General features: G+C 58.7%; 19 protein-coding genes. 3 read left to right on the top strand and 16 right to left on the bottom strand.

The genetic code is table 11. The features are described 5' to 3' along the window. Window positions 1-92: 92 nt before the first annotated feature. The 4 genes from KW848_RS03645 to minC form a co-directional block, all read right to left on the bottom strand. On the bottom strand, window positions 93-728 hold the full coding sequence (locus KW848_RS03645) for an RluA family pseudouridine synthase (protein ID WP_008146175.1): 636 nt from the start codon (window positions 726-728) through the stop codon (window positions 93-95). A gap of 178 nt (window positions 729-906) precedes the next feature. Continuing rightward, a complete protein-coding gene (gene minE, locus KW848_RS03650; protein WP_095143988.1) occupies window positions 907-1,161 on the bottom strand; it encodes a cell division topological specificity factor MinE in 255 nt (84 codons plus the stop codon). Beyond that, entirely contained in the window at window positions 1,161-1,973 is an 813-nt protein-coding gene (minD, locus tag KW848_RS03655; RefSeq protein WP_111449014.1) for a septum site-determining protein MinD, read from the bottom strand. The genes minE and minD overlap by 1 nt, the downstream gene beginning before the upstream one ends. A gap of 201 nt (window positions 1,974-2,174) precedes the next feature. Further along, the gene (minC, locus tag KW848_RS03660) at window positions 2,175-2,912 is read right to left on the bottom strand and encodes a septum site-determining protein MinC (RefSeq protein WP_134099203.1); all 738 of its coding nucleotides are present in this window, start codon (window positions 2,910-2,912) and stop codon (window positions 2,175-2,177) included. A gap of 118 nt (window positions 2,913-3,030) precedes the next feature. On the opposite strand from minC, the gene KW848_RS03665 reads away from it, so the two are divergent. Together KW848_RS03665 and KW848_RS03670 are read left to right on the top strand one after the other, a co-directional pair. Continuing rightward, the gene (locus tag KW848_RS03665) at window positions 3,031-3,963 is read left to right on the top strand and encodes a lipid A biosynthesis lauroyl acyltransferase (protein WP_192410506.1); all 933 of its coding nucleotides are present in this window, start codon (window positions 3,031-3,033) and stop codon (window positions 3,961-3,963) included. A gap of 34 nt (window positions 3,964-3,997) precedes the next feature. Further along, window positions 3,998-5,170, top strand: a complete 1,173-nt coding sequence (locus tag KW848_RS03670; protein WP_111449012.1) for a patatin-like phospholipase family protein — start codon at window positions 3,998-4,000, stop codon at window positions 5,168-5,170. 109 nt (window positions 5,171-5,279) lie between these two features. Here KW848_RS03670 and KW848_RS03675 read toward each other — a convergent pair whose 3' ends face one another. The 9 genes from KW848_RS03675 to puuE form a co-directional block, all read right to left on the bottom strand. Then, the gene (locus tag KW848_RS03675) at window positions 5,280-6,065 is read right to left on the bottom strand and encodes an outer membrane protein OmpK (RefSeq protein WP_111449011.1); all 786 of its coding nucleotides are present in this window, start codon (window positions 6,063-6,065) and stop codon (window positions 5,280-5,282) included. Then, a complete protein-coding gene (locus KW848_RS03680; RefSeq protein ID WP_218535774.1) occupies window positions 6,062-6,439 on the bottom strand; it encodes a hypothetical protein in 378 nt (125 codons plus the stop codon). The genes KW848_RS03675 and KW848_RS03680 overlap by 4 nt, the downstream gene beginning before the upstream one ends. A 1-nt stretch (window position 6,440) precedes the next feature. Then, a complete protein-coding gene (locus KW848_RS03685) occupies window positions 6,441-7,226 on the bottom strand; it encodes an outer membrane protein OmpK (RefSeq protein WP_218535776.1) in 786 nt (261 codons plus the stop codon). A 157-nt stretch (window positions 7,227-7,383) separates the two neighbouring features. Continuing rightward, the gene (locus tag KW848_RS03690) at window positions 7,384-8,742 is read right to left on the bottom strand and encodes a nucleobase:cation symporter-2 family protein (RefSeq protein WP_076027965.1); all 1,359 of its coding nucleotides are present in this window, start codon (window positions 8,740-8,742) and stop codon (window positions 7,384-7,386) included. A gap of 190 nt (window positions 8,743-8,932) precedes the next feature. Further along, window positions 8,933-10,234: a urate hydroxylase PuuD gene (locus KW848_RS03695; RefSeq protein ID WP_218535778.1), complete on the bottom strand. Its 1,302-nt coding sequence runs from the start codon at window positions 10,232-10,234 to the stop codon at window positions 8,933-8,935. 50 nt (window positions 10,235-10,284) lie between these two features. Then, window positions 10,285-10,788 carry an ureidoglycolate lyase gene (locus KW848_RS03700; protein ID WP_007960046.1) on the bottom strand — a complete coding sequence of 168 codons (504 nt, stop codon included), beginning with the start codon at window positions 10,786-10,788 and terminating at the stop codon, window positions 10,285-10,287. Window positions 10,789-10,909: 121 nt separating this feature from the next. Beyond that, complete coding sequence (gene alc / locus KW848_RS03705; protein WP_218535780.1) at window positions 10,910-11,905, bottom strand: allantoicase; 996 nt, start codon at window positions 11,903-11,905, stop codon at window positions 10,910-10,912. A 97-nt stretch (window positions 11,906-12,002) separates the two neighbouring features. Next, entirely contained in the window at window positions 12,003-12,518 is a 516-nt protein-coding gene (gene uraD, locus KW848_RS03710; RefSeq protein ID WP_218535783.1) for a 2-oxo-4-hydroxy-4-carboxy-5-ureidoimidazoline decarboxylase, read from the bottom strand. After that, window positions 12,515-13,441 carry an allantoinase PuuE gene (gene puuE / locus KW848_RS03715; RefSeq protein ID WP_008146148.1) on the bottom strand — a complete coding sequence of 309 codons (927 nt, stop codon included), beginning with the start codon at window positions 13,439-13,441 and terminating at the stop codon, window positions 12,515-12,517. The genes uraD and puuE overlap by 4 nt, the downstream gene beginning before the upstream one ends. Window positions 13,442-13,862: 421 nt before the next feature. Here puuE and uraH point away from each other — a divergent pair, with 421 nt between their 5' ends. Continuing rightward, the gene (gene uraH, locus KW848_RS03720) at window positions 13,863-14,216 is read left to right on the top strand and encodes a hydroxyisourate hydrolase (protein ID WP_008146146.1); all 354 of its coding nucleotides are present in this window, start codon (window positions 13,863-13,865) and stop codon (window positions 14,214-14,216) included. Between the two features lie 192 nt (window positions 14,217-14,408). Here the strand turns inward: uraH and KW848_RS03725 are convergent, their stop codons facing one another. The 3 genes from KW848_RS03725 to KW848_RS03735 all read right to left on the bottom strand — a co-directional run bounded on the left by KW848_RS03725 (window position 14,409) and on the right by KW848_RS03735 (window position 17,235). Beyond that, window positions 14,409-15,035 carry a LysE family translocator gene (locus KW848_RS03725; RefSeq protein ID WP_218535786.1) on the bottom strand — a complete coding sequence of 209 codons (627 nt, stop codon included), beginning with the start codon at window positions 15,033-15,035 and terminating at the stop codon, window positions 14,409-14,411. A gap of 78 nt (window positions 15,036-15,113) precedes the next feature. Then, a complete protein-coding gene (locus tag KW848_RS03730; RefSeq protein ID WP_192410513.1) occupies window positions 15,114-16,463 on the bottom strand; it encodes an NCS2 family permease in 1,350 nt (449 codons plus the stop codon). A gap of 325 nt (window positions 16,464-16,788) precedes the next feature. Beyond that, window positions 16,789-17,235 carry a MarR family winged helix-turn-helix transcriptional regulator gene (locus KW848_RS03735; RefSeq protein WP_008146140.1) on the bottom strand — a complete coding sequence of 149 codons (447 nt, stop codon included), beginning with the start codon at window positions 17,233-17,235 and terminating at the stop codon, window positions 16,789-16,791. Between the last annotated feature and the right edge of the window lie 72 nt (window positions 17,236-17,307).

Below are 17,307 nucleotides of genomic sequence, written 5' to 3' on the forward strand. Positions count from 1 at the left end.
TGACAATAATTTCACGTCATTTTCACGGCGATTTGTAACAAGAAATAAAAAACGCCCTTCAATGGAAGGGCGGTTTTTGGTTCGGCGGTTGCTTAAAAAGGAGCAGGGCACTCGAAGCGCAAGCGTTCGCCGCTTTGCGGGTGAGTGAAGCTCAGCATGCTCGCGTGCAAACAGAGTCGTGGCCAGGCCGCCAGCGCTTGCTCGTGGGCATACAGTCCGTCACCCAGCAGTGGGTGGCCGATGGAAAGCATGTGCACGCGCAACTGATGGGAGCGGCCGGTGATTGGCGTCAATTCGACACGACACCAGTCGCCGCAACGCTCCAATACCCGCCAGAAGGTCAGGGCATGTTTGCCGAATTCATGGTCCACCACATGGCGTGGCTTGGTCGGCGGATCGTAGCGTAAGGGCAGATCGATGCTGCCACTGTCCAGTTCCGGTTGTCCCCAGCACAGGGCGGTGTAGGCCTTTTCGGTTTCGCGGTCGTGAAATTGCCGAGACAGCTCGCGATGGGTGTCCGGATCACGGGCCAACAGAATAATGCCCGAGGTTTCCCAGTCCAGACGATGGACGATTCGTGCTTCCGGGTAACCGTTTTCTTGCAGGCGGGTAATCAGGCAATCCTTGTTGTCATCAGCCCGGCCAGGGACGGAGAGCAGCAGGGTCGGTTTGTTCACCACCAGTACGGCGGCGTCCTGATGGATGATGCGGATGTTGGACAGCGGCATTAAAACAGCCTCGTAACAAACGCCAACGGCGGCTCAGGCCTCCACACTCTGTAGGAGCCGAGCTTGCTCGCGATGCAGGCAACTCGGTCTATCTGATAAACCGAGGTGATGCTATCGCGAGCAAGCTCGGCTCCTACAGGAGCGCAAGCCTGAACCGCCGTGGCTCCTGTCTGATCGACTAGCGATCTGGCAGGGTGATATTGAGTTCCAGAATCGAGCAGCTGCCCTGGTTTTCCAGTGCGACGTGCACGTCATCGGACCCGATATTGACGTACTTGCGGATGACCTCGACCAATTCCTTCTGCAAGGCTGGCAGGTAGTCCGGTGTACTGCGCTGGCCGCGTTCGTGCGCCACGATGATCTGCAGACGCTCTTTCGCTACCGACGCGGTGTTGACCTTTTTGCTGGCACGAAAGAAGTCAAAAAGATTCATTATCTACCTCCAAACAGGCGCTCGAAGAATCCCTTCTTCGTTACATCGAGAAAACGATGCTCCACGGCTTTGCCCAGCAGACGATCGACCGCATCGCTGTATGCCTGACCGGCATCGCTCTGGTCGTCGAGAATGACTGGCACGCCCGAGTTGGAAGCTTTGAGTACCGCTTGGGATTCCGGAATGACACCCAGCAGGGCGACCGCCAGAATCTCTTTGACGTCTTCGACACCGAGCATCTCGCCGTCACTGACCCGTTGCGGGTTGTAGCGGGTCAGCAGCAGGTGTTCCTTGATCGCCTCTTCGCCCTTTTCAGCGCGGCGCGATTTGCTGGCCAGCAGGCCGAGCATGCGGTCCGAGTCACGAACCGAGGACACTTCCGGGTTGGTCACGATAATCGCTTCGTCTGCGAAGTACATGGCCAGGTGGGCGCCTTTTTCGATGCCGGCCGGAGAGTCGCAGACCACGTATTCGAAGTCTTCTTTCAGCGCCATCAACACTTTTTCCACGCCTTCGACGGTCAGCGCGTCTTTGTCGCGGGTCTGACTGGCGGCCAGTACGTAGAGGTTTTCCAGGCGTTTGTCTTTGATCAGGGCTTGTTGCAGGTTGGCTTCGCCGTTTACCACGTTGACGAAGTCGTACACCACGCGGCGCTCGCAACCCATGATCAGGTCGAGATTACGCAAACCGACGTCGAAGTCGACGATAACTGTTTTGTGGCCGCGCAGTGCGAGGCCGGTACCGATAGCAGCACTGGTGGTGGTCTTACCCACACCACCCTTGCCGGATGTAACCACGAGAATCTTGGCCAAGGTGTTTCACCCCTAAGGAAAAAGGACATTTAGCCCCTGAAAAACATCTCTAGAAAAACTACTGCAGTCGGACAGCCTTGGCTGGAATTCGGTCCAGAACGGCGCTTACCTCGGGTAAACGCTGCTTATGGCCTTTTTCCTACTTCGTTTGAGCCGTTTTCGCTACGTTTTAGAGATGTTTGGAAAATGCGGCAGTATCCGTTAAAGCCGAATGATGTTCAACACATCGCCCGACAGGCTGACCTGTACGCCCGCGCCCCACAAAGGGTCGCGACGCAGATCCTCCGAAACCTTGTAGTGGCCTGCGATGGAGACCAGTTCAGCGCTCATTTGCTGACAGAAAATCCTGGCTTTCGTGTCGCCTTTGACACCGGCCAACACTCGACCACGCATCGGGCCGTATACATGGATGTTGCCATCGGCGAGAAGTTCCGCCCCCGGACTGACCGAGGAGATCACCACCAGATCGCAGCCCTGGGCATAAATCTGCTGCCCACCGCGTACGGGCGAGGTGATGATTTTCGTTGGCTTGATCGTCGGCTCCGGCGGTTTTTCCGGTTTTTTCTGGACTTGGCCTTCGAACGGGTCCAACGGACGCTCACGGGCGCCGGACGGTGGCAGCACCGGCAGGTCGACCGCGATGGCCGCGGCAATGTCTTCGATGCGGCTGGCACGGATTGCCAGGGTGCGCAGGCCATGCTGGCGGCAGACGCGCATCAGGCCCGGCAGATCGACTGCGCCTTCGCCGGCCGGAAGTTTGTCCAGGGCCAGCACCAGTGGCGCGTTACTGAAGAAGTTAGGCGCCTGGGCGACCTTGGCGGCCAGTTGACGATCGAGGTTCTCGAGGTCGTTACGAGCCAGTTCCAGCACCGTAATGGCGAGCATGCTGCCCTTCAGCTGGAACACGGGATCTTGGTCTAGCGGTTCGGTTTGGCTCATGGTCGGCATACAACGACTTGTCACTAAAAGTGCCGAGACTTATAACGAGAACGCCCGCGAGCCGCAAGCCGGGTCGAACGATGTAGAATGCGCGGCCATTGTCTTTCCGGAACCTTTAATGGAACGCCCGCGTTTTCGAACAGCATTTCTATCTCCACGTTTTTGGCCGCTGTGGTGTGGCTTGGGGCTGTTGTGGCTGATTGTCCAGCTGCCGTATCCGGCGTTGCTGTCGATCGGTCGCGCCCTGGGTGCATTGATGTATCGAGTAGCGGGCGACAGACGGCGCATTGCCAAGCGCAATCTGGAACTGTGTTTCCCTGAAAAAACCGCTGCCGAGCGCAAGCGCCTGCTCAAGGAAAACTTCGGCTCAACGGGCATCGCGTTTTTCGAAATGGCCATGAGCTGGTGGTGGTCGCGCGAGCGTCTGGCGAAGCTGGCCCATGTCGAAGGGTTGGAGCATCTGAAAAAAGCCCAGCGCGACGGCAAAGGCGTGATCCTGATGGCCGTTCATTTCACCACGCTGGAAATCGGCGCGGCGTTGCTCGGCCAGCAGCACACCATCGATGGCATGTACCGCGAACACAAAAATCCACTGTTCGACTACGTCCAGCGCATGGGGCGCGAGCGGCACAACGTCGATTCGCTGGCGGTGGAGCGTGACGACGTGCGCGGCATGCTCAAATTGCTGCGCGCAGGCCGGGCAATCTGGTACGCACCGGATCAGGACTATGGCGCCAAGCAAAGTATCTTCGTGCCGCTGTTCGGGATTCAGGCTGCTACCGTCACCGCCACCAGCAAGTTTGCACGGTTGGGCAAGGCGCTGGTGGTGCCGTTCACTCAGGAACGTCTGGCGGACGGCAGCGGTTATCGACTGGTGATTCATGCACCGCTCGAGGGTTTCCCCGGCGAAACCGAAGAGGCCGATTGCCTGCGGATCAACCAATGGGTCGAAGGCGTCTTGCGCGAATGTCCAGAGCAATACCTTTGGGCTCATCGCCGCTTCAAGAGTCGCCCACCGGGCGAGCCGAAGCTGTACGCAAAACGCGGTTGAACCACCGTCCTTATAAGCACCATGGAGTGTTGCGATGAGTCCTGCTGAACCGGTTACAGGGTTGATTCTTTCCGGCGGCGGGGCTCGGGCGGCCTATCAGGTGGGTGTGCTGGCGGCGATTGCCGAGCTGTTACCGGTCGGCGCGAGCAATCCGTTTCCGGTGATCGTCGGCACCTCGGCCGGCGCAATCAACGCGGTCAGTCTCGCCAGTGGGGCGATGGATTTTCGGGGTGCGATTCAACGTCTGACAGCCTTCTGGCAGGGCTTTCGCAGTCATTTGGTGCTGCGCAGCGACTGGCCGGGTGTGATCCATCAGGCCAGCCGTTTTGTCACCCACAGTTTGCTCGGGATTGGCGCTCAGGTGCCGGTGGCCTTGCTCAACAGTTCGCCGCTGCGCGGATTGCTCGACGATAAACTGCAGATGAGCGGGATTGCCGAGGCTATTGCACAGAAACAGTTGCAGGCGGTTGCGGTGACCGCGTTCGGCTACGAGTCCGGTCAGGCGGTGACCTTTTATCAGGGCGGCGGCACCATCAATGCCTGGTTGCGCCATCGGCGAATCGGCGTCCCCACTCAATTGACCGTCGATCACTTGCTGGCCAGTTCGGCCATTCCGCTGTTATTTGCGCCAGTGAAAATCGGTGAAGAGTATTTCGGCGACGGCGCGGTACGTCAGTCGGCACCGATCAGCCCGGCGCTGCACCTGGGCGCCAGCCGAGTGCTGGTAGTGGGCGTCAGCGGCAACCCCCGCGGTGTCGACCCGGAACAACCGCTGCAACGCGCTTACACCGGCCAGCAGCCGAGCCTGGCGCAGATCGGTGGGCACATGCTCAACAGCACGTTCATTGACAGCCTGGAAAGTGACATCGAGTTGCTGCAGCGGCTCAATCAGTTCAGTCATCTGCTGCCCGATGGCACGCCGACGCGCGCGTTGGGTGTGGCGCCGGTAGAGGTGCTGGTGATTTCGCCGAGTCAGCCGATCGATGAGATTGCGGCGCGGCATCGACAGGAGTTGCCGGCGGCGCTGCGTCTGTTTCTGCGCGGGCCGGGGGCGACCAAGACGAGCGGGGCGGGGGTGCTGAGTTATCTGCTGTTCGAGTCGGGGTATTGCAGCGAATTGATTGATTTGGGGCGCAGGGATGCGTTGGCCAAGCGCGAGGAGTTGTGCCGGTTTCTCGGGTTGGCGGAGCCTGTGGTTTCGGCTTGAGATTTTTTGTGTTGCGGCCATTCGCGAGCAGGCTCGCTCCCACAGTTGAAATGCATTCCAATGTGGGAGCGAGCCTGCTCGCGATGGCGTCCTTACAGACGCCGCCGGATCAGAAGTGCACCTTGACCAGGAAGCTGGTCACGCTCTGATCAGTTTTGAAACCCTGGCTGTCTTCGATGCCGTACTTGTTTTTCCAGTAGTCATACTCGACACCCACGTACAACTGCTTCTCGCCCAGGTTCAGCGCCTTGCCCAAGTCGTATTTGACCTGTGGATTGAAGTGCAGGTTGGCGTGGTATTCGCCTTTTTTGTTGACGTCGTTATCGACCACCCAGTCCATGAAACCATCGACCAGGATGTTCGAATCGCCCACCGGGATGGTGTAGGACCAGACCGGCGTGACCTGCCAGATATTGTCCCCCGGGCGGTCGCCTTCGGTATGACGGTTGTAGAAGTTCAGCTGGAAGTAGTCGAAGCCGGGGATGGCCAGGTCGAAACCAGGGCCGATCAGGTAGGACTCGGTGTCGTCTTCACCGAACTCGTACGTCATGGCCAGCAACACGTCTTTGATCGGGCCGAACTCGAGTTTCTGATCGAAGATCTTGCCGAACGACAGGCGCGGGCTGATTTCACCGTAGTAGGTGTTCTCACCGGCGAAGGAATCTTCCTTGCCGTTGTAGAAGATCTTGTCAACGAACATGAAGTTGTCGCCGTATTTCCAGCCATCGGCGTGTTCGAAGGTCACCGTCTGCTGAATGCGCGGGTTGACCTGGAAGTCCTTGCCATACAGGTAGGTCAGGCTGTTGTTCTGCCATTGCAGCAAGTCGCCGGCCATGGCCTGGCCCCCGGCCAGCAATGATCCCGCCAGCATCAGGCTAGTGCACGTACGTTTCATTCGGTTGCTCCCAAAAAGTAGGTGTTCCACGTTATTTTTTTAAGGTCGACGCTCTGGTGTGGCGCCTTTTTCTGTAGCTGTAAAAAATCATCCATTCGGTCAGCTTCAGTGCTGTTAGCAAGAGCTGAGCCAAGGCTTTTGAAAAGCCAAAAATCTCCCGCTCGGCGGCTCAAGAGCAGTCGATTGAGAGTGGTTTTGGAGTGCCTTGGTACCGTCCAGTGCCGGGATAAGTTGGCTTTCTGGTCAGGAATTAAATCCGGGCTTTTTTTTAGACCAGATTCGGGCGGCCGCGGAGAATACTGACTCCTTGGCCAGGTCTCAAGTGCCCCGCAACAGCGCACCGACGACAGGTTTGGAGCACGGTTGCGGGCCATCTTAAAAGTGCACCTTCACCAGCAGGCTGGTGGTGTTTTCATTGGTGTCGAAGTTGGCGCTGTTTTCGATGCCGTATTTGTCTTTCCAGTAGCTGTATTCGACGCCGACGTACACCTGTTTCTCCCGCCAGCCCATGGCCTTGCCCAAGTCGTACTTGATTTGCGGGTTGAAGTGCAGGTTGGCGTGGTAGGTGCCCTGTGAGTTCTGGTCGTTATCCACGACCCAGTCGATGTAGCCGTCGATCAACAGGTTCGAGTTGCCCAATGGCAGGGTGTAGGACCAGGCCGGCGTGATCTGCCAGACATCGTCGCCGGCACGCGAGCCTTCGGTCTGGCGATAGTAGAAGTTCAAGGTGAAAAAGTTGAAGCCCGGTACTGCGAGGTCGAAACCGGGACCGATCAGATAGGCCTCGGTGTCGTCTTCGCCATTCTCGTAGGTCATGGCCAGCAACACGTCCTTGATCGGGCCGAATTCGAAACGGCGGTCGAGGATTTTGCCGAAAGACAGGCGCGGACTGAACTCGCCGTAATAGGCGTGAACGCCTTTGTTCCGGTCTTTCTCGCCGTTGTAGTAAGTGCTGTCGACGAACAGGAAGTTGTCGCCGTACTTCCAGCGGTCGGCGTGCTCAAAGGTTATCGTCTGCTGGATCGACGGGTTGACCGCGAAATCCTTGCCATACAGATAGCTCAGGCTGTTGGTCTGCCACAGCAGCAGATCACCGGCCATGGCCTGACTGGCGGCCAATAGACCACCGCCTAACAGCATGTTTGTCTGTGTCCGAATCATCTGTTGCTCCCTCTTGTTTTTATTGTTCGTGGCGAGGGGATTTATCCCCGTTCGGCTGCGAAGCAGTCGTAAAACAGGCGAATGCGGTTTGCTTGAGAGAATGCTGGGGCCGCTTCGCGACCCAACGGGGATAAATCCCCTCGCCACAGAGGTTTGATCAGTGCGGGTGCGCGTGGCAGTCGTTGATGGCCGCGCGTTCGGCGCCGCCGAGGATGTTGAACAGCAGGTTCAGCGACAGCGCACTCAGCGTGGCCATGGCGATTCCACTGTGGGTAATCGGGCTCATCCACAGCGGAAGGTGGGCGAAGAATTCCGGACGGACCACCGGGATCAGCCCCATGCCGATGCTCACCGCCACCAGCAACTGGTTGCGACGGTCACCGATGTCGGCTTCCTGAAGAATCTTGATCCCGGTGGCGGCGACCATGCCGAACATCGCAATCGCCGCGCCGCCCAGTACGGCGGGTGGAATCGAGGCCACCAGAAACGCCGCTTTCGGCAACAAACTCAACACCACCAGCAAACCGCCGGCGACGATGGTCACCGAGCGGCAACGCACGCCGGTCATCTGTACCAGGCCGATGTTCTGCGCGAAAGAGGAGTGGGTGAAGGTGTTGAAGAAACCGGCGAAGAACGAGGCGCCGGCATCACACAACAAACCGCGACGCAGCATCCGTGGGCAGACGTCCTGGCCGGTGATTTTGCCCAGTGCCAGGAACATCCCGGTGGACTCGACAAAGATGATCACCACCACCAGGCACATGGACAGGATCGGTGCGAGTTCGAACTTCGGCATGCCGAAATGCAGCGGGGTCACGAATTGCAGCCACGGTGCCTGGGCCATGCCGCTCAGGTCGACCATACCGATCAGGCCGCAGAGCACGTAACCCAGGCACATGCCGATCAGCACGGAAATGTTGACCCAGAAACCGCGCATGAAGCGGTGGACCAGCAGAATGGTGGCCAGCACCAGCGCGGCGATGGCCAGGTAAATCGGCGAGCCGAATTGAGCGGCGCCCGCACCACCGCCGGCCCAGTTCACGGCCACGGGGAACAGCGACAGACCGATCGAGGTGATGACCGTGCCGGTCACCAGAGGCGGGAAGAAGCGTACGACTTTGGACATGAATGGCGCGATGATCATGCCGAAGAATCCGGCGGCAATGGTCGCGCCGAAGATCCCTTGCAGGCCGATGCCCGGCATGCCGGCCATGGCGACCATGCTGCCGACCGCGGCGAAACTGGCGCCCATCATCACTGGCATACGGATGCCCATGGGGCCGATGCCCAGCGACTGCACGATGGTAGCGATCCCGGCTACCAGCAGGTCGGCATTGATCAGGAAGGCGATTTCTTCACGACTCAGGCCAGCGGCCTGTCCGATGATCAGCGGCACCGCGATGGCTCCGCCGTACATCAGCAGAACGTGTTGCAGGCCGACCAGGATCAGCTGCAAGAGGGGCAAACGCTGAATGGCGGGTGCGTCGGGGATGCGGGCTTTGGATAGCTCGGACATGCAACACCTCGGATCTTTTTTATTCTTGTGATTTTTGCAGCACGCCACCTTGTGGGAGCGGGCTTGCTCGCGAAGAGGCCATTGGATTCAACATTACTGTTGACTGACCCGACGCTTTCGCGAGCAAGCCCGCTCCCACAGGGTATGTGTCGTACCTGTAGGTGGGGGTTGCCCGCGAAGCTTTTGCTATTTAATTGGTGGGAGCTCCCTGAACAATCCACGCGCCGATCAGGTCCCGCTCCTGCTGGGTCATCTGGGTGATGTTGCCCAGTGGCATGATCTGGCTGGTGACGGCTTGTGCCTGGATGCGCGCCGCGTTCTGGCGGATCTGCTCGGGGGTATCGAACATCACGCCAGCCGGTGCGGCACTGAACAGCGGGCTGGTCGGTTTGGCCGAATGGCAAACTGCGCAACGCTCCTGAATCACACTGTGCACCTTGTCGAAACCGGGGCCGGCGTTGGACGCCTGAGCCGGTGCAGCGGCAGGTGCAGCAGGTTTCGCCGCTTCAGGTTTGGCACCACCACCGAGGGCGGTTTCCGGCAACGGCTGGTACTCGATGGTGCCAGGGGCCTTGGCCACTTCAGGGGCGCTGGGCATCTGCGCCGGGCCAGTCACGTAAGCCAGGCAGATCATGCCCACTGCTGCGACGGGCAAGGTCCAGGCAAATTTGTGGCTGTCATGACGGGTGTTGAAGTAGTGACGCACCAACACCGCCAGCACCGCGATCCCGGCCAGGATCAGCCAGTTGTATTGGCTGCCGTAGGTGCTCGGGAAGTGGTTGCTGATCATGATGAACAGCACCGGCAAGGTGAAGTAGTTGTTGTGACGCGAACGCAGCAAGCCTTTGGCCGGCAGCGCCGGATCGGGTGTGCGGTTTTCGGCAATCGCGGCAACCAGTGCGCGCTGCGCCGGCATGATGATGCGGAACACGTTACCGACCATGATGGTGCCGATGATCGCGCCGACGTGCAGGTACGCACCACGACCGCTGAACACTTTGCTGAAGCCGTAAGCGGCGCCAATGATCAGCACGAACAGGATGACGCCGAGCAGGGCAGGGCGTTTGCCCAGGGCCGAGTCGCAGAGGAAGGAGTAGACGAACCAGCCGACGAACAACGAGGCAATGCCCAGTGCGACCCCTTCAGGGCCGGTCAGGCTGCTGCCCGGTGCCAGCAGGTACAGCGTCGGGTTGGAGTAGAACACCACGCACAGCAGCGCGATCCCCGACATCCAGGTGAAATAGGCTTCCCATTTGAACCAGTGCAGGTTGTCCGGCATGGTCGGTGGGGCCAGTTTGTATTTTTCCAGGTGGTAGATACCGCCGCCGTGGATCGCCCACAAATCGCCCGCCAGACCACTTTTCGGGTTGACCCGATTGAGGTTGTTTTCCAGCCAGACGAAATAGAACGACGCACCGATCCAGGCCACGCCAGTAATCATGTGAACCCAGCGCACGCTCAGGTTCAGCCATTCCAACAGATGTGCTTCCACAGTCTTTACCTCTCGCCTGTCACTCTGTTGTCGAGTGATCAGACCTTCTCTTATTGGTGGGGGGCAAGGATCAAACGCTCATCCTCTTTGAAAAAATGCTCATCGCAGTTATTGCCTGTGCCACTGCGATCAACCACCAGGAAGTCATCCCGCTTTTCGATCGTCAGCACCGGATGGTGCCAAACGCCGCGATGGTAATTAATGCCCTGCCTGCCGTTGGTGACGAAGGCGCGGACCAAGCCTGATACAGGTTCATCGCCAAGTGGCGCGACCACGATCAGAAAGGGGTTGCCGAGCAGCGGAATGAAAGCCTGGCTGCCCAGCGGGTGACGCTCCAGCATGCTGACGGTCAGCGGCATATCCTGCGCGTCGGCGCGGAAAATGCTGATGATCGCGTTGTCCTCTGGCGTGGCGGTTTCAACCGTCGCCAGTTTGTGAAAGCGCATGGTCGAACCGTTGTTGATCATGAAGTGATCGCTGCCGTCGGTTTCGATCACGTCACCGAAAGGGGCGAAGGCTTCTTTGGTCAGCGGTTCAATCGTCAATGTGCGCATGCTGGTCTTCTTACCTTGAATTCTGTGTTGTTTGTTCTGACGCCTTCGCGAGCAAGCCCGCTCCCACATGGGAATGCATTTCAAATGTGGGAGCGGGCTTGCTCGCGAATGGCCTCACTACTTATTTAGCTACTTTGCCCAATACGCGCAGGCGGCTCACACCACCATCCGGGAACACGTTCAGGCGGATGTGGGTGATCGGGCCCAGCGCCTTGATCTGCTCGGCGAAGGTGTGTTCGGCGTGCATTTCCAGTTTCTGTGCCGGCAGCAATTCGCGCCAGAACAGCGATTGGGTTTCGATCTGGCTGTCGGTGCCGCCCTTCACGAAGGCGCCCTGGATCGAGCACGTGTCCGGGTAGTTGCCCTTGAAGTGCAGGGTGTCGACGATGACTTTTTCGATCTCGCCGGCATGACCCAGCGCGACGATGACCCAGTCATTGCCTGGCGTACGACGACGCGCAGTTTCCCAGCCGTCGCCCATGTTGATGCCACGGCCCGGGTTGAGGATGTTGCTCATGCGACCGAAGTGTTCGTCGGAGCAGGCGAGGGCGCGGCCACCGTTCAGGGCTGCGGCCAGGTCAATTTGCTCGTTGTCGCCCACAGCGGACCAGTCGCGGAACGGAATACCGTAAACACGCAGACGGGCCACGCCGCCATCCGGGTAGATGTTGAAGCGCAGGTGGCTGAACGCCTGGTCGTTGTTGATTTCGTGGTAGTGGTGGCTGTTGCCTTGCAGCTCGACGGCGGACAGCACTTCAGTCCACTGGGTGTTGTCGTCCGGCTCGCCCGAGGCCAGGAAGCACGCTTCCAGTGAGGCCGATGGCGGGAAGTTGCCGGTGAAGAATGAAGTGTCGATGTCCACGCCCTTGATCGAGCCCGGAACGCCCAGGCGGATCACGGCGCTGTCGTAGCCTTCGAAGCGCTTGCGGCGCGACTCCCAGCCGTCCATCCACTTGCCGTTGTCATCGAACACGCCCTCCTTCCACACAGCCGGGGTCGGCTGGAACAGGCGGTTGGCATCAGCGAACCAGTCATCGGTGACCGAGATGATTTTGGTGCCCAGACGGGCGTCGGCCAGGTTGACGAACTTCTCGAAAGGTACGGCGTAAGCTTTCATTCTTCTTGTCTGCCTTTAATTAGTTGGCTTGGGATGCTTGCTGCCCTGGGTGTCTTCGCGTTTTCAACACCCGGGTACTTTTTACAAGGGCAGCTCGCTATAGGGTCAGTAATCGGAACAGGGCGATCTTGTTAATCTCCGCCAGCGCGCATTTGAATTCGGTGTCGGCCGAGTTGTGAATGCGCGTTTCGAACGCCGCGAGGATCTGATGCCGGTTGCTGCCTTTTACCGCCATGATGAAGGGAAACTTGAACTTGGCCTTGTAGGCGTCGTTCAGCTCGGTGAAGCGTTGAAACTCTTCGGCCGTGCATTGGTGAATACCGGCGCCAGCCTGTTCATTCGTGCTGGCTTCGGTCAACTGGCCCTGTACGGCGGCTTTGCCGGCCAGGTCCGGGTGAGCGACGACCAGCTCAAGCTGACTGGCGTGATCGGCGCTCAACAGGATGTCGCTCATGCGCTGGTGCAGGGTTTCGATCTGGTCGAGCGAAGCGTCCTGGCCCAGGTCGAAGGCCTTTTCGGCCACCCATGGCGAATGTTCGTAGATGTCGGCGAAGGCAGCGACAAACGCATCGCGGCTCAGGGTCGACGGTTTCAGGGTTTGGAAGTGGCTCATTTCGCGGCCCCTTGATACGGGTGGGTTTCGTGCCAGTGGCGAGCGATGTCGACGCGACGGCTGAACCACACCTGTTCATGACTTTTAGCGTATTCGATAAAGCGTTTGAGCGAGGCCAGACGCGCTGGACGACCAATCAGGCGGCAGTGCAAACCGATCGACAGCATCTTCGGCGCTTCGGCACCTTCGGCGTACAGCACATCGAATGCGTCTTTGAGGTATTCAAAGAAATCGTCGCCCTTGTTGAAACCCTGGACCTGGGTGAAGCGCATGTCGTTGGTGTCCAGCGTGTACGGAATCACCAGGTGCGGCTTGCCGGTCGGGTTGTTTGGTTCCCAGTAGGGCAGGTCGTCGTCGTAGGTGTCGCAGTCGTAGAGGAAACCGCCTTCTTCCATCACCAGTCGACGGGTGTTCGGACCGGTGCGGCCGGTGTACCAGCCCAGTGGGCGCTCGCCGGTGATTTCGGTGAGGACGCGGATCGCTTCGAGCATGTGCTCGCGTTCTTGCGCTTCGTCCATGTACTGGTAGTCGATCCAGCGATAGCCGTGGCTGCAGATCTCGTGGCCGGCATCGACCATTGCGCGGATCACATCCGGGTGACGCTGGGCGGCCATGGCCACGGCGAAGATGGTCAGCGGAATGTCGAATTCCTTGAACAGTTTCAGAACCCGCCAGACGCCGGCACGGCTGCCATACTCGTAAAGGGATTCCATGCTCATGTTGCGCGCGCCTTGCAGCGGCTGCGCCGAGACCATTTCCGAAAGGAAGGCTTCGGATTCTTTATCGCCGTGCAGGATATTGCGCTCGCCGCCTTCTTCGTAATTGAGCACGAAGGACAAGGCGATGCGGGCATTGCCCGGCCAGTGTGGGTGAGGAGGGTTACTGCCGTAACCGATCAGGTCGCGTGGGTAGTCAGCGCTCACTGCAGTCTTCCTTCTTGTTCGTGGTAACAGGTTGTGTGAGCGGCCTGGAGTGTGATGACAGGCTGGCGTCACAGCGATGGGCTGATTGTATACAACTTTATATCCACTTTGTAAGCCTGTTTTTTTGCATTTTTCACTGACTGTCATCTTCACATGTTATTGCAAGAAACCTGCCTGATTGGTCAGCTAATGGATAGAAGGTCCTTTGGCCCTATGGCTCGGCGGCAGATTCGGCGGGAATCCCGGAATGACGGGTATAGCGGTAAATATGTTGTTTTTATTGTGTACAATTTTTTTGAAAAGTGTCTTAATCAGTCGCTCGCCGCAGCGTTTCGTGCTCCGAATCGGTGCGGTCTCCTTTTCAACTGACTTCGGGAGGCGCGAGGTCTGACTGCTCCACGCAGGCAGGCGCGCAGAATCAATGGGACGTTTGACTACTCACGTTTTAGACGCTGCACATGGTTGCCCGGGCAGCTCGATCAAGGTCGAGTTGTACCGCGTTGAAGGTTCGCAGTTGGAATTGGTCGCCACTGCGATAACCAACAGCGATGGCCGGGTCGATGCACCGCTGCTGCAAGGCGATGACTACCGTTCCGGGGTCTATCAGGTTCAGTTTCATGCGGGCGATTACTACCGCGCCCGTGGCGTTCAGCTGCCAGAACCGGCGTTCCTGGATGTGGTGGTGCTGCGTTTTGGCATCTCTGCGGAACAGGATCACTATCACGTGCCATTGCTGATTTCGCCGTACAGCTATTCTACGTATCGAGGCAGTTGATCCCCCAAGCAGCTGCCTCCTCCGAGAAGCGACTGCGCATATAGCTTCTTTGGTCTTTCGCCCGCTCACACTGCGGGCTTTTTTTTGCTCTGATGAATGTGGTGTTGCGGATGACGCCTTCGCGAGCAAGCCCGCTCACACAGGAGTGCGCATTCCAATGTGGGAGCGGGCTTGCTCGCGAAGCTTTTGCCTTTAGCGGCTCAACAACGACGCCGCACCAGCCCCGCTAAACAACCCGGCACTCACCCGGTTAAACCAACTCTGCCCCTTGCCGTTGCGCAAATACCGCGCCGCACCATGGGCACCCAGCCCATAAGCCAATTTGCACAGCAGATCCAGCACGGTCCAGGTCACAATCATCACCAGCAACTGCGGCAGGAATGGCTGCTCGGCACTGAGGAACTGCGGGAGGAAAGCGGCGAAGAACAGGATGTCTTTCGGGTTGCTGGCGCCCAACATGAACGCGCGCCCGAACAGTGCGCGAAAGCGTGGCACTGGGGCAGCCTGGGGCACTTCAGCGCCGTGGGAGGGCAGGCGCGATTGCTGCCAGCTCTGCCAGGCCAGGTAGAACAGGTACAGCGCCCCGACGATTTTCAGAGCGCTGAACAACTGTTCCGACGCCAGCAACAAGGCGCCCAAACCCAGCGCCGACGCACTGAGCAAGCAGATCGACGCACTCACGCCCCCCAGAAACGCCGGGTAAGAACGGCGCAAACCGTAATTCAGACTGTTGCTGATCATCAGCAAAGACAGTGGCCCCGGGATCAGGATGACCACCAGCGCAGCGCCGCTGAACAGCAGCCAGGTTTCCAGACTCATCACTTTCCTCCATTTGCACAAAAGCCTCACCCGACGGGGTGAGGCTGTTTTGAAACCTGCTTTTGAATCGTAAACGGTTTACAAGAAAATGAACTTGGCGATGAAGATCGCGCAGAGCACCCACAGACTGATGGAAATTTCCTTGTGTTTACCGGTACAGGCTTTCAGTACCACGTAAGTGATAAAGCCCAGCGCAATACCGTCGGCGACCGAGAAGGTCAGGGGCATCATGATCGCGGTGACGATCGCCGGAATGCTGTCGGTCGCTTCGTCCCATTCGATGTGCTTCATGCCGCCCATCATCAGCATTGCCACATAAATCAGCGCACCGGCGGTTGCGTAAGCGGGGATCATTCCCGCCAGCGGTGCGAAAAACATTGCCGCAATAAATAGCACACCTACGGTCACGGCGGTAAGACCAGTCCGACCACCAGCGGCTACACCCGCGGCACTTTCCACGTAGCTGGTGACCGGCGGAACACCGACCATCGCGCCGAATACGCTGGAAGCACTGTCGGCTTTCAGGGCGCGGGAGAGGTTTTCGATCTTGCCATCCGCGTTCACCAGGCCGGCGCGCTGGGCGACGCCCATCAGGGTGCCGGCGGTGTCGAACATGTGCACAAAAAGGAAGGCCAGCACCACGCTGATCATGCTGACGTTGAATACGCCGGCGATGTTCATGGCCATCCAGGTCGGCGCCAGGCTCGGCGGAGCGGACATGAGGCCCTCGTAGTGCACCAGGCCCAGGCCCCAACCCGCCAGGGTGACGGTGATGATGCTGATGAGAATCGCGCCGAACACTTTGTGGTAGCTGAGTACGGCGATCATCAGGAAGCAGATGGCGGCCAGCAGCGGACCAGGTTCGCGCAGGGAGCCGAGCTTGATCAGGGTGGCCGGGCTGTCGACCACGATGCCCGCGGTTTTCAAGCCAATCAGCCCCAGAAACAAGCCCACACCGGCGCCCATGGCAAAGCGCAAACTCACCGGGATGCTATTGAGCAGCCATTCGCGGATCCGCGAAAAGGTCAGGAACATGAACAGCACGCCGGAAACAAACACCGCGCCAAGGGCGGTTTCCCAGTTGTAGCCCATGGTGCCGACCACGGTGTAAGTGAAGAAGGCGTTGAGGCCCATGCCCGGTGCGAGCCCGACCGGCCAGTTGGCGTACAGACCCATCAACAGGCAACCGAGCGCGGCGGCGATACAGGTGGCGACGAACGCGGCACCGTGATCGATCCCGGCGTCGGCCATAATGTTGGGGTTGACGAAGATGATGTAGGCCATGGTGATGAAGGTTGTCAGACCGGCAATCAACTCGGTCTTCACCGTGGTGCCATGCAAGCTGAGTTTGAAGATGCGCTCCAGCCAGCCATTGCGTAACGGCGGCGAGAGTTCCAGCGTCGAGGCTTCGGATTTGCGGCTTTCCACAGCGAGTACTCCTCAAGAGTTTTATTGTTATTTCCAGGGCCGGACCCATGAGGGTGGCAGCGACCCTTTGAGGTACTTGCGAATTTGTTGACCGTTTGGTCAGGAACTCGCACGAAGTGGATTATGCTTTTGTATACAAATAATGCAAATAATGTTTTTGATTTTGTAGACGAAAAGTTTGTTGATCGGGATATATCGCCGCAGAGGTGCGCTGGATGATCGTTCCCACGCTCTGCGTGGGAATGCCTCAATGGACGCTCTGCGTCCGCTTTGGGACGCGGAGCGTCCCGGGCTGCATTCCCACGCAGAGCGTGGGAACGATCGGCTACTCGGCTGGCGCTTGGGCTTTACCCAGCGCGAGATTCACCGCCAACCACCCATTCACCGCCGTCTCCCCAGCTTCGGCAAACACCCGCTCGAGCAATTTCACTTGCTCGCGCCGCAACGACTGCTCAAACCGCGCGCCATCGTCGGTGAGTTCCAGCAACCGCTTACGCTTGTCGGTTTCGGACGCGACACTGTTCACCAAATGCATCTCCACCAACTGACGCAGCGGAATGTTCAGCGCCTGCTTCGTCACCCCGAGCAACGCCAGTAACTCCTTGACGCTCAAGTTTGGGTAGCGCGCGATGAAAAACACTATGCGTTGATGCACCCGGCTCAAGCCACGACGCTCGAGCATTTCGTCGGCTTTCGCGGTGAACGCCTGATAACCGAAGAAAAACGCTTCCATCGCCTGTTGCTGAGTAGCGGGGTTTTTAAGGTCAAGCATATTGACGTATCCGTTCGGTTTGTCGTAATTTCGGTCAACCAGTTTGACTCATTTTCCTCAGGCCTCGCTACC

The organism is Pseudomonas sp. PDM25 (assembly GCF_019219045.1).
Taxonomy (GTDB): domain Bacteria; phylum Pseudomonadota; class Gammaproteobacteria; order Pseudomonadales; family Pseudomonadaceae; genus Aquipseudomonas.